The following is a 13363-nucleotide window of genomic DNA, read 5'->3' on the forward strand; positions in this document are numbered from 1 at the left end:
GGTTTGAACGACAACTGCACACAACAACGACAAAATATTGGAAGATTAGAAGATTGAAAGCAAAAAAGATTAAGAATTTTAAAAAATATAAAGCAGTTTTATTTGATATGGATGGAGTTATTGTTGACTCCATGCCATATCATTTTATTTCTTGGTTTGAAACATTAAAAAAGTATAAAGTTACCGTTTCCCCTTTTGATATTTATGAAAATGAAGGTGAAAAATGTGAAATTTGTGTTAAGAGATTTTTTAAAAGAGATAACATTAAATGTGATGATAAAATTATAGAACAAGTTTTAAAATTAAGAGATAAATTATACAAAAAGTATTTCAAAGTTCATTTGTTTCCGGATATTGAACAAGTGCTAAACAGATTGAAAAAACAAGGATTTTTGCTTGCAATAGTTACAGGTTCCAACAGAGATAAAGTAAAATCCATGTTACCTAAAAAGATAGTATCCAAATTCGATGTAATAATAGCGGCGGATATGATAAAAAGAGGAAAACCTTATCCGGATTCATATTTGACTGCGGCAAAACAATTAAAAGTTAAACCCGGTGAATGTATAGTTGTAGAAAATGCCCCCTATGGCATAAAAGCTGCAAAATCGGCAAAAATGTTTTGTGTAACGGTTACCACAAGTCTTCCCGAACAATACTTAAAACAATCGGATGTTGTTTGTAAAAAAGTTAGTGATGTTTTATAGGATATATTATAATGAAGTGTTCGGAAATATCATTATCCATAATAATGCCTGTTTATAATGAACAGGAAAACATAATGTTCGCCATAGAACAAACAATGTTGGAATGTAAAAATTTTAAAAAGGCCGAACTAATAGTTATTAACGATGGCAGCAATGATGATACCAACAAAAAACTCATTGATTTATCAATAAAATACCCCAATTTAATAGTTTTAAAAAATCATAGAAATATAGGTATAGCAAAGTCATTAAGATATGGCTTTTTAAAAGTATTAAACGATTATGTTTTGTTCAATTCGGCAGATTTGCCGTTAGATCCGAAAGATATTTGTAACATAATTGAACAAAAGTATCCTTTCGATTTATTGGTGTTGGAAAGAAAGGGGTATTCGGATTTATCAAATTGGAGAATATTTGTTTCTGTTTTCAATAGAGTTGTTTTACACATATTTTTCCCCTTGGCATTGATAGATATAGCAGATTGTAATTATACTTTTATAATAAAAAAAGATTTGTTACAAAAGGCATTTCCAAATGCAATAAGTTCTAACTTTATTGAAACGGAAATAATATTAAGAGCGAAATATTTAAATGCTGATGTTAAAACGATAGAAATAAAATATAACAGAAGAAGACTTAGCAGAAAACATTTCAGGCGAATGCGAAATATAATATACTCTATAAAAGATTTAATTAGTTTTAGATTATATAGTATACTTATTATCTTAGGTATTAAAAAGCAAAAATTTTATTAATTAATGTTTCACGTGAAACAAAACGACAATTTACAATTTATAATGTATAATTTATAATTAACAACTGAAAGACAGTAAATAAAGACAATTTACAAATAAAAACCATTAAAATGACCAAAATATTATTAGTTAATCCCCCGATATACGATTTTGCCGCATATGATTTGTGGGCAAAACCTCTTGGGCTTCTATATTTATCTTCAATATTAAAACAACAAAATATAGATGTACAGTTGTTTGATTATATGGACAGAAATTATCCCGGTGTATCAAAACAGCCGTCAAACAAATACGGATGCGGTCATTATATACAACAAGAAATAGAAAAACCCAGAGTAATAAGCAATATTAAAAGAAAATATCACAGATATGGTATTCCTTCCGATATAGCAGAAAACTTTTTTCGAAACATAGAAAAGCCGGACATTATAATAATAGGTTCCATTATGACCTATTGGTATTTGGGTATAATAGAGGTATCAAAATTATTAAAAGAAATATTTCCTGATGTCCCGATTATTCTCAGCGGTATATATGCCACATTGTGTAATGAACATGCAAGAACAATAAAAACTATAGATGATGTAGTAATAGGATCTTTCAATAATTTTAATCCGATATTAAAAAAATATAATATAGCGGCTGAATTAACTTCAAATTTTACAGATTTCCCGTGTCCGGACTACTCTTTTTACAAGAACAAAGAATACATTGTGTTAAAAACAAGTATCGGATGTCCGTTTAAGTGCAATTATTGTGCGCAATACATATTAAATAATAATACATATACAATAAAAAATCCGTTAACAATAAAAGATGAAATATATAAATTAACAGAAAACAATATACAGAACATAGCCTTTTATGATGATGCATTGATATTCAATTCGGATAAACTAATAAAAGTTATGCTGAAAAGTATGATAAAAGATAATAAATCTTTTTATTTCCATACTCCCAACGGCTTACATGCTCGATTTTTGGATGAAGAACTTGCTGAACTAATGTTCAATGCTAAATTTATTCAACCGAGATTCAGTTTGGAAACTTCTAATACCCAAGAACAGAAAAACAGCAACAATAAAGTTAGTAACAATGAGTATGAAAGAACAATAAAATATTTGAATAATGCAGGATATAAAAGCGGGGAATATATAACGTATCTTTTAATAGGTATGCCGGGACAAAACATAGAAAATATTAAAGAATCTATAGAATATGTTCATGGTTTGGGTTCAAGAATATCCTTATCGGAATATAGTCCGATACCATATACCAAAGACTGGCAAACATTGCCTCAAGAACTAAAACAAGATCCCCTCACTCAAAATAATACTTATTTTATGACATTAAATAAAGATTATGATAAACTTATTAAACTTAAAGAGTATGCTAAAAACTTAAACAAACAACTTTAGCTAAACGGCTTTATCTTTTAAATTATAACTTTGTATTTACCTTCTTTATGTACCGGTCGCATTCGCTTTTCCTTATGTACACTGCAGTCGGTAAATACTTTGTTATAATTTAAAATCTTAAAAGTCTTTGAATGCCAAGAATAAGGTAGTTATTTTAGTTGTTAATTATATATTTTACATTATAAGTTATAGATTACAGTATTGTTTCATGTGAAACATTTATAATTTGGATAAAATATGCATTATACAAAGGTAAAAACTATATTGTCTGCCAAAAACGGGATGAACTTATACAGAGGTTGTTCCCATGGTTGCATATATTGTGATTCAAGAAGTAAAGTTTATAATATGCAACATCCGTTCGAAGATATAGAAATAAAATCAAATGCTATAGAACTGTTAGAGAAATCTCTCAAAAGTAAAAGAAAGAAATGTATGATAGGTATGGGCTCCATGACAGATCCGTATATCCCCTTAGAAAAAGAAATAAAAAATACAAGAAAATCATTGGAATTAATATATAAATATGGTTTCGGGGCCACACTTATAACAAAATCATCATCAATAATAAGAGATTTAGATATTTTAAAGGCAATAAACAGTAAAACAAAATGTGTTATTCAAATGACATTAACCACTTTCGATGAAAAACTTTGCAAAATAATAGAGCCAAATGTTAGCACTACCAAAGAAAGATTTGAAACATTAAAAATACTTAATCAAAATAATATTCCGACAGTTGTTTGGCTTACACCGATATTGCCGTTTATAAATGATACCGAAGAAAATCTGACCGGTATTTTGGATTATTGTGTAAAAGCGAATGTTTACGGGATAATATGTTTCGGTATGGGTGTAACTTTAAGGGACGGTAACAGAGAATACTTTTACAAAAAATTAGATAAATATTTCCCCCGATTAAAAGAAAAATATATAAAAACCTATGGAACTGATTATATATTGAACAGTCCAAATAATAAACATCTAATGAATATATTCTATAAAACATGCCAAAAACATAATATGATTTATAATAATAATGATATTTTTCAATATTTAAATACTTTTGAAAGCAAAGAAATTCCGGAAAAACAACAATTAGAGTTATTTTGATAAGCGGTGAATGTTTCATGTGAAACAAAACGACAATTTATAATTTACAATGTATAGTGTATAATTAACAAAAATTTAAAACAAAAGTATATTGTAAAAAATTGTTAAATAATATATAATTGTTTCATGTGAAACAATTACAGGAGAATAAAATTGGATTTCGAAATTATATCATTTTTCGGAACTATATTATTATTTACCGGTTTCTTTGTGGCCTTGGAATTGTTTTTAATATATTTTTCTCCTCCAAAAAAGATTGAAATTAATGGTGTCAATAGTACTGCGCCACTAAAAATATATACAAATTATTTTTTCTTACCGTTTAGAACAAAAGTAACGGAATACCATACTTTAAAGAATATAGAATTATCTGTAAATAGAGATATGTCGAGTGCCAAGAAACATAATATATACGAACTTATTTTACATATTCCCGGGAAGAATATATCATTGAAGAAAGGAAATAAGAAAGAATTGTCGAAAGAATGTGAAGTTATTATTCAAAGTATTAATTCTTCCGGGGAATACATATTATTGAATAATTCTTCGTTTCAAATGAGTATAGTTGTTTGCTTTTTTGTTTTTATTTTATTCTTAATATGTTTTAATGGTAAGCCTGAAATTAATATTATGACAGATGGACATATGATGGAGCTTTTTATGTCATATATGATATCGGCACTTATATTTTTTGTACTTGTATTGTCAAGCGTAATATTAAATTCTTTAGATAGACATAAAAATAAGAAAACTAACACCGGTAATAAACAATATGATATAGATGAAGAAAGTATTAAAGAATGGGATAGGCTGGCTGCTGATGCACAAAAAATATATGATTCTTTAATAAAATAGAAATAAAATACAAATGTTTCATGTGGAACAATTTAAAGCGGAGATAGTATGAATTTTACGGCTATATTGGTATTAAATATACTTGTGGCTTTTCTTGGGTTTCTTATAATATATTTGTCAGCTCCAAAAAAATTTGAACTAAAAATCATCAACAATGAACTCACAGCATTGCTATATTCAACATATTTTTTCTTACCTTTTACAACAAAAATAAGAAAATATAAAAATATAAAAGAAGCATATGTCAGAAGAAGATTAACAATGGATAAACGTTCTGTATATTATGTTTATGATCTTATGTTAAAGTCTTCAAAGCGGTCAATAACCATTTTAAAGGGGTGGGACGAAGATAAAAAATTGAAAGAATATTGTGATAAAATTAATAAATCCATTAGTTTTTTTGAAGAGTATTCATTGGATATTTGTGGTGCGGACTGGAGAAAATTCACAATTTTTTTAATGGTAATATTTCCCCTTATTATAATATTAGCCGAAAGCAATTCTAAAAATTTTAATTATTCACAAAATATAGCATTTCAATACTTTTTATATATATATTTATCGACAATGGCTATAATTACTATATCTATAATGTTAAGTTTAACGATAAATCGTTCAATAGAATACAAAAAACAAACAAACGTTATATCATCTGTAAATTATATTAAAGAAAAAAATGTAGAAGAAAAAAATAGAGATATAAATTCTGAAGCTCAAAGAATGTATGATTCTATAATAAAATAAAATATATAATTGTTTCATGTGAAACAGTTAGAAGTTAAGTCAGGAGAATTATTATGAGTAAAGTAATTGCCATTGCAAATCAAAAAGGCGGGGTAGGGAAAACAACAACTGCAATAAACCTTGCAGCAAGTTTAGCTCATTTGGGGCAGGAATGTTTGTTGATAGATATGGATCCTCAAAGCAATACCACAAGCGGTTTGGGAATAGATCAAACCGGTATTAAAAAAACAATATATAATGTGCTTATAGATGAAGTTGCCTTGGAAGATATTCTTAAAACTACGGAAATGGATTGGCTCGATATTGCACCGGCAAGTATTGATTTAAGCGGTGCGGAAATAGAGTTGGTTAATATGGAAAACAGAGAAAAAAGATTGAAAATGGCTTTGGAAAAGTTCCAAAAAGTTTACAAATATATAATAATAGATTGTCCTCCTACTCTTGGACTTTTAACAATTAACTCTTTAGTTGCCGCAGATACCGTAATAATTCCCATGAAATGCGGATTTTTTGAATTGCAAGGTTTAGGTCAACTTTCAAAAACTATATTTACATTAATGCAAACATATCATTTAGACCTAGAAGGCGTTTTATTTACAATGTTTGACAGCAGAACAAAATTATCGCAACAAGTTGTAGATGAAGTTGTAAAATTTTTCGGTGATAAAGTTTATAATACCAAAATCCCGAGAACGGTTAAATTAATGGAAGCTCCGAGTTTCGGAAAACCTGTAATATTGTACGATAAAAGTTGTAAAGGAACGGAATCTTATTTGGATTTTGCTACGGAATTTTTGCAAAGACAAAACGTTATTCCTAATGCAGCACAATAAATAAACTGTAAAATTAATTAAAAAGGAGATATAAAATGTCAAAAATGAAATTAGGTAGAGGACTAGAAGCAATAATGTCACCGTTAACAGCAAATCAAAATAATGATGCAGCGGAAAAAATAGAAAATATTAGTATTGATAAAATAAAACCTAACAGACATCAGCCAAGAACAATTTTTAATGAAGAGAAGTTACAAGAGCTTGCGGAATCTATAAAACAAAACGGATTAATAGAACCTATAGTTGTAGTTCGTTCGGTTGCACCGGGAGAATATGAACTTATAGCCGGTGAAAGAAGATTAAGAGCATCAAAACTTGCCGGTCTTACTGAAATCAGAGCAATAATTCAAGAGGGCGCTTCGGATAAAGATAAATTGGATCTTGCTTTAATAGAAAATATACAAAGAGAAGATTTAAACCCAATAGAAGAAGCCAAAGCATATAAAAAATATTCTGAAGAATATAAATATACACAAGAACAAATATCATCTATAGTAAAAAAGAACAGATCGGTAATAGCAAACACAATGAGATTATTGAATTTGCCGGAAAATGTTCAAAATATGATAATTGAAGGCAAAATATCGGCCGGTCACGGCAGAATGTTGGCAAGTATAAACGACGAAAATAAAGTACAAGAGTTGGTTAACCAAATATTAAATGACGGTTTAACGGTAAGAGATGTCGAAACGAAAGTAGCTCAAGGAAAAGGAAAAGTAACAAGATTTGTTGTAACAAAAAAACAAGATGTTGAAATTACAAATTTAATTGATGATTTGCAAAGAGTATACGGAACAAAAATTGCTATTACAGGCAATGGTAAAAAAGGTAAAATTATATTCAATTACAGCAGTTTGGAAGAATTGGAAAGAATATCAAATGTTTTAAAAAAATAGTAATTAACAATTGTGTATAAAGTAGTGTGTTTTTATATAATTTGTATAATATAGTTTGCTTTGTGTTTTAGTAAAAACAATTGAAAAATCAATTGATTTTAATAATTTCAAACAAAAAATCCACAAAAAAAGATAATTGTTATTAACTTGTGGATAAGTATAAAAAATATAATCTATATGTATGTCTTATTCAGGTATATAAATGTCAATAGAAATAAATGAAGAGTTTCAAGATGCTTTAAAAATATTGTTGCAAACAAACGATAATGTTTTTGTTACGGGAAAGGCCGGAACCGGAAAAACCACTTTTTTAAAGTATCTCGTTTCACAGTTTAAGAAAAAATTTGTAATATTGGCACCTACCGGAGTTGCTGCTTTAAATGCCGGCGGTGAAACAATACATTCTTTTTTTAAATTTAAAACAGATATCACATTAGACAAAGTTACAAAAAGAAGATACGGTAAAAATTCCATATACAAAAATGTGGAAACTATTATTATCGATGAAGTTTCCATGTTAAGAGCTGATCTTTTAGATTGTGTGGATAAATTTTTAAGATTAAACGGTCCTATACCGAAGTTGCCGTTCGGCGGAGTACAGATGCTTTTTATCGGTGATTTAATGCAATTGCCGCCGGTAGTTACAAAAGAAGAAGAATTTTTGTTCCGCAATTATTATGACAGTCCGTACTTTTTCAGTGCAAAATGTATGAACGAAACATTTTGTCATGTAATAGAATTTCAAAAAGTTTACAGACAAACCGACGAGAAATTTATAGACATACTTAATTCAATAAGAACAAATCATGTAAATTCCGAAATAATAGATTCTTTAAATAAAAATGTGAACAAAAAATCCGAAAACAGAAAATTGTCGGTTTTATTGACGACAACAAACAAATCGGCGGAATTTTATAACAACAAATTTTTAGGACAAATACATTGCGATCCGTACACTTTTACGGCAGAAACCGAAGATGTGGACAATGTTTCCGCGTTTCCCGTAAATTATGAACTTAAACTGAAAATCGGGGCGCAGGTGATGATGTTAAATAACGATAGTAAAAACAGATGGGTGAACGGTTCTATCGGAGTTATCGAAGATATTATAAAAGATTTATCCGACGATAAATATAAAATATATGTTAAAATGCAAAACGGGAAAACCGAAATTGTAGAACAATACAAGTGGGAACTTTTCAGATATAAATGGAATAAAGAGTTAAATATTATAGAAACGGAAAACGCCGGTTCTTTTTCACAGTATCCTATGAAACTTGCTTGGGCGGTAACAATACATAAAAGTCAGGGCAAAACTTTCGATAATGTTTTAATAGATTTGGGGTATGGTGCATTTGCTCCCGGTCAGTTATATGTTGCACTTAGCAGATGTAAAGATTTGGAAGGTATAAGTTTAGCAAAACCAATAAAGAAGTCTGATGTTATAATTGATGAAAAGATAGACGAGCTTTTGAAAAAAAGAGAAAGAATTAATTATTTAACGGAAAAGAAAAATTTATTATAAAAGTTCATTTATAAAGTGAACATAATTGTGTATAATATTACAAAATATATTTTATAAAGGTAACGGTATGAAATTTTTCGGTACGGACGGTATAAGAGGAAAATCAAACGAATTTCCGTTTGATAACAATACAGTTTCTTTAATAGGTTATGTTCTTGCAGAAACTCTCGATAAGAAAGGTAACGGAATTTTAATCGGAAGAGATACAAGAGAGTCCGGCAAAAGAATATTAAAAGCTTTGCAATACGGTATAAATGCCGCAGGAATAAAAGTTACCGACTTAGGTGTGTTACCTACACCTGCGGTAGCATATTTGTTAAAAAACAACAATTATCAGGCGGGTATAGTAATATCCGCTTCACATAATCCGTATTTGGATAACGGAATAAAGTTTTTCTCGTCTAAGGGAAAAAAACTTCCCGATAAAGTCGAAGCAAAATTAGAAAAACATTTAGTTAAATATATTGAAGAAAAAAGAGTATTATCGAAAAACTCAAAAATAAAAAATGTTTCCGGTAAAAACTTAGTAAAGCAATATGAAAAATTTTTAATATCATTAATGCCTAAAGATGCATTGAAAGGAAAAACAATAGCAATAGACTGCGCAAACGGTGCATCATATAAAATTGCTCCGGAAGTATTAAAGAAACTAAAAGCTAATGTCGTAGTCATAAATAATAAACCTACAGGCAAAAATATAAACTTAAACTGCGGTGCATTACATCCCGAAACGGTTGCAAAAGTCGTAAAAGCAAAAAAAACTTTTTGTGGATTTGCTTTTGACGGCGATGCCGACAGAGTAATTTCAGTCGACGATAAAGGTATAGTTCGCGACGGCGATTATTTTTTGGGTGTAGTATCAAAATATTTAAAAGATAACAATAAACTAAAAAACAATACACTTGTTATAACTGTAATGGCAAACCTCGGTCTTATAAAAGCCGCAAAACAAGAAAAAATAAAAGTTGTTACAAGTAAAGTCGGTGACAGATATGTTTACGAAGATTTAATAAAACATAAATCAATTATCGGCGGGGAACAGTCCGGACACATTATTTTTAAACAACTTCTCGATACCGGTGACGGATTAATAAGTGCATTACAGTTATTAAATATATTAACAAAAGAAAATAAACCTCTTTCTCGAATGTGTGGTTGGATAAAAAAGTATCCTCAAGTTCTTATTAATGAAAAGGTTTTAGAAAAAATTCCGTTGGAAAAGTTACCGCAAACCACAAAACTTATAAAACAAATTGAAAAAAAACTTGGAGATAACGGAAGAATTTTAGTAAGATATTCCGGAACGGAAAAACTTTTAAGAGTGATGCTCGAAGGACAGGATAAAAAAGAAATTAAAAAAATAGCACAAGATGTTATAAATGTTGCTAAAAAAGAAATAGAAAAAACAGTAAAGGAAAAATAAATGATAAAACTCGGTGTAAATATAGACCATATAGCAACTCTCAGACAAGCAAGAATGGAAGAGTATCCAAGCCCGGTGAAAGCGGTTGCAATCTGCGAAAAAGCAGGTGCGGATTCCATAACTACACATTTAAGAGAAGACAGAAGACACATTCAAGATAAAGATGTTTTCGAAATAAAACAGTGCATGAGAACAAAACTTAATTTTGAAATGGCAGCTTGTGAAGAAATTGTAAATATTGCACTTAAATTAAAACCTTATTCTGTTTGCATAGTACCTGAAAAAAGACAGGAAGTTACTACCGAAGGCGGTCTTGATGTTGCCGGTCAAAAAACTTATTTGGCGGAAGTTGTAAAAAAACTTAAAGATAACGGTATAATAGTCAGTATGTTTATAGATCCCGAACCTGTACAAATAGAAGCTTGTGCGAATATCGGAGCAAATGCAATAGAAATTCATACCGGCAAATATGCAAACTTGTTTAAGTTGGGGAAAGAAAAAGCATTATCGGAACTTGAAAAAATAAAACAAGCATCAATGTTGGCTCAACAGCAAAATTTAATATTTAATGCCGGTCACGGATTGGATTATAACAATGTTTACGATATATGTTCAATAAAAAATATTAATGAACTGAATATCGGTTTTTCGATTATAGCTCAAGCGGTATTTGACGGCCTTGAAAAAGCTGTAATTGATATGAAAAAAATATTGTTAAAATATTAGTTTTAATTTAACATAAATATATGATATAATTTATAAAAATTTGCCGACATAGCTCAGTTGGTAGAGCAATCGCTTCGTAAGCGATGGGTCGTAGGTTCAAATCCTATTGTCGGCTTATTTCTTTTTTAAGGTAAAAAATGTTTTCAAATATTATAAAAAAAGTTTCTTCAAAATTTGTACTTTACGGATTACCGCTGTTTTATTTTTTAGTGGCGGTAAGTTTTTATTTGGGCACTTACGATTCCGCACAAATAAAAATAACAATAGTTCAAATCGGCGGTATGGCATTAATCTGTTCGTGGCTTATTTATAAGTTCGAAAGTGATTTTTTTTACAGTTTCAGAAAAAATATAATTGTTTTACTGCCTATAATATTATTTTTGTTATCGGGATTAATTTCTCTTTTACATTCCCCGTTTCATTTGGCATCATTAAACGAATTTATAAGAAGATTTATATATTGTTTTTTAGCAATAATAATAATAGATTGTTTTGAAGATAAAAAAAGTCTAAAAAGGATTGTAAATTTTTTAATATTTGCAACATATATTGTTTGTATATATGCGGTAATTCAATTCATAGATACAAGATATTTCCCTGCACCTCCTGCAAAGGGGTTGGATCCCTTTATTTGGAGATGGGCTTTTGGAAACAGAATATTTTCTACATTCGGCAATCCTAATTTTTTCGGCGATTTCCTTGTTGTAATGAGTCCTATAGTTTTAGCATTGTTTTTTAAAAAGAAAAGTTTTCATCTTTTACTTTTGTGGGCACTCATAACATTTTCAACGATTTTTTCATACTCAAAAGGAGCTTGGATAGGTTTTGGTGTAGGTATTATAGCTTTTGCATTTTTGTTTATAGGTTTTATATTAAACATATCAAGAAGAAAAAAAGTAATACTTATTTTATTAATGGCTTTAATAACTGTATCCGTAGTAAGCGGCGGTATATTCTTACAACTTAAAAAAAGACCGGACAGTTCATCTTTCAGAGTATTTACATGGCTTTCATGTTGGGAAATGATAAATACTCATCCTATTATAGGTACGGGTATAGGAACATTTTATTTAACATATCCTTCATACAGAAGACCGCAAATATTTTTTATAGAAGGTATGCATAATACTGAAAGCGATCATCCGGAAAATGAATATCTTGAAGTATTTTATGATGAAGGGATAATAGGCCTCGGTATATTTTTGCTATTGTTGCTTATGGTTTTAACTGTCGGTTTTAGAAGTTTATCTTATTTTAGAAAAAACAATCAGAATATAAGCACATTATCATATTTACAGTTAGGTTTTGTTTCGGCAATAGTTGCGCAACTTGCTCATGATTGTGTATGTGTGTCGTTAAGATTCGTGTCTTCGGGTGTAATGTTGTGGATGTTAATAGGGTCAATCATTTCTATTGCAATAATTTCTTTGAAAAAAGAAGGAGTCGATGACCAAAATAATATTGTTGTTCCTGTTATAATAAGAAGAATATGTCAAATTTCAGTTTTGGCTATGTCGATATATCTTATATGCATTTTTTGGGGACAGTTTCAGGCAGATGCAATACATTCTCAGGCAATACAATATTCAAAAGCCGGTAATTTTACAAAGGCGATAGAATTATATGCTGAAGTAATAAAGAAAAACCCTTCATTTATTATGCCGAGATACTTTAAAGCAAACAATTATAACGACAGATGGCAAAACGATGATCCCGAAAAAGCACTTGCGGAATATAACGAAATATGGAAATTGGCACCGAACTATGTTCAGTCAAAGTTTTTGGTTGGGCTGGTATATGCAAAACTTGTAAGTTATTTCAATAATTTTGTAAACAAATATACACAGGAAAATAACGAACAGGCAAAACAAGATGCAGCAACAAAAAGAGATTATTGTTTGAATCAAGCAATAAAATATTATAACCAATATAAAATAATAGATCCGATATTCCCGCAAACATATTATCAATTGGCAAGTTTATATGGTCAAGCGGGTCACCCCGAGTTAGCCGAAAAAGAATATTTGGATCATCTTAATTTCCCAAATTTATTGCAAGAAAAACCGCACAATTTTTATAAAGAAAATTGGAAAGAAAGAAGAAGAGAAGAATATATGCAAACATGTATTTATCTCGGTAATTTAGAGCTTTCTTTGAACAATTTGGATAATGCTGAAAAATCGTATATTGAATCTTTGAAATATGTACCGAACAATAGTGATGGCCTAAAAAATTTATCAGTTGTTTATAATAAAAAACAAGATAAAGAAAGTTATAAAGAAGTTTACAATTTGTTGAAACAGCTTTATCCCGAAGATGAGTATGTTAAACAAATGAAAGAGAATATTTAAAACAATTAAGGAAAAAA

Annotated in this window: 12 protein-coding genes and 1 tRNA gene; all 13 read left to right on the forward strand. The window is 29.4% G+C overall.

Annotated elements, in window-relative coordinates:
* The first annotated feature begins 53 nt into the window (after positions 1–53).
* The 13 genes from B2Y85_RS05825 to B2Y85_RS05885 all read left to right on the forward strand — a co-directional run bounded on the left by B2Y85_RS05825 (position 54) and on the right by B2Y85_RS05885 (position 13346).
* Positions 54–707 carry an HAD family hydrolase gene (locus tag B2Y85_RS05825; protein WP_372519535.1) on the forward strand — a complete coding sequence of 218 codons (654 nt, stop codon included), beginning with the start codon at positions 54–56 and terminating at the stop codon, positions 705–707.
* Between the two features lie 11 nt (positions 708–718).
* Positions 719–1462 carry a glycosyltransferase family 2 protein gene (locus B2Y85_RS05830; protein ID WP_372519536.1) on the forward strand — a complete coding sequence of 248 codons (744 nt, stop codon included), beginning with the start codon at positions 719–721 and terminating at the stop codon, positions 1460–1462.
* Between the two features lie 110 nt (positions 1463–1572).
* A complete protein-coding gene (locus B2Y85_RS05835; protein WP_372519537.1) occupies positions 1573–2880 on the forward strand; it encodes a B12-binding domain-containing radical SAM protein in 1308 nt (435 codons plus the stop codon).
* A 237-nt stretch (positions 2881–3117) separates the two neighbouring features.
* On the forward strand, positions 3118–3993 hold the full coding sequence (locus B2Y85_RS05840) for an SPL family radical SAM protein (protein ID WP_372519538.1): 876 nt from the start codon (positions 3118–3120) through the stop codon (positions 3991–3993).
* A gap of 153 nt (positions 3994–4146) precedes the next feature.
* Positions 4147–4848 (forward strand): hypothetical protein, encoded by a 702-nt coding sequence (locus B2Y85_RS05845; protein WP_372519539.1) that lies wholly within the window; start codon positions 4147–4149, stop codon positions 4846–4848.
* Between the two features lie 48 nt (positions 4849–4896).
* The gene (locus tag B2Y85_RS05850) at positions 4897–5592 is read left to right on the forward strand and encodes a hypothetical protein (protein WP_372519540.1); all 696 of its coding nucleotides are present in this window, start codon (positions 4897–4899) and stop codon (positions 5590–5592) included.
* A gap of 53 nt (positions 5593–5645) precedes the next feature.
* Positions 5646–6425 (forward strand): ParA family protein, encoded by a 780-nt coding sequence (locus B2Y85_RS05855; protein WP_372519541.1) that lies wholly within the window; start codon positions 5646–5648, stop codon positions 6423–6425.
* Positions 6426–6460: 35 nt separating this feature from the next.
* Positions 6461–7321, forward strand: coding sequence for a ParB/RepB/Spo0J family partition protein (locus B2Y85_RS05860; RefSeq protein WP_372519542.1), 861 nt, complete (start codon positions 6461–6463; stop codon positions 7319–7321).
* 202 nt (positions 7322–7523) lie between these two features.
* On the forward strand, positions 7524–8846 hold the full coding sequence (locus tag B2Y85_RS05865; protein ID WP_372519543.1) for an ATP-dependent DNA helicase: 1323 nt from the start codon (positions 7524–7526) through the stop codon (positions 8844–8846).
* 25 nt (positions 8847–8871) lie between these two features.
* Positions 8872–10269 carry a phosphoglucosamine mutase gene (gene glmM / locus B2Y85_RS05870; protein ID WP_372519544.1) on the forward strand — a complete coding sequence of 466 codons (1398 nt, stop codon included), beginning with the start codon at positions 8872–8874 and terminating at the stop codon, positions 10267–10269.
* Positions 10270–10995 (forward strand): pyridoxine 5'-phosphate synthase, encoded by a 726-nt coding sequence (locus tag B2Y85_RS05875; RefSeq protein WP_372519545.1) that lies wholly within the window; start codon positions 10270–10272, stop codon positions 10993–10995. It begins immediately after the preceding gene.
* Between the two features lie 42 nt (positions 10996–11037).
* Positions 11038–11110, forward strand: a tRNA-Thr gene (locus B2Y85_RS05880).
* A gap of 22 nt (positions 11111–11132) precedes the next feature.
* Entirely contained in the window at positions 11133–13346 is a 2214-nt protein-coding gene (locus B2Y85_RS05885) for an O-antigen ligase family protein (protein ID WP_372519546.1), read from the forward strand.
* Positions 13347–13363 lie beyond the last annotated feature (17 nt).

It is taken from the genome of Candidatus Ruminimicrobiellum ovillum (assembly GCF_002392975.1).
Classification (GTDB): Bacteria; Elusimicrobiota; Endomicrobiia; order Endomicrobiales; family Endomicrobiaceae; genus Ruminimicrobiellum; species Ruminimicrobiellum ovillum.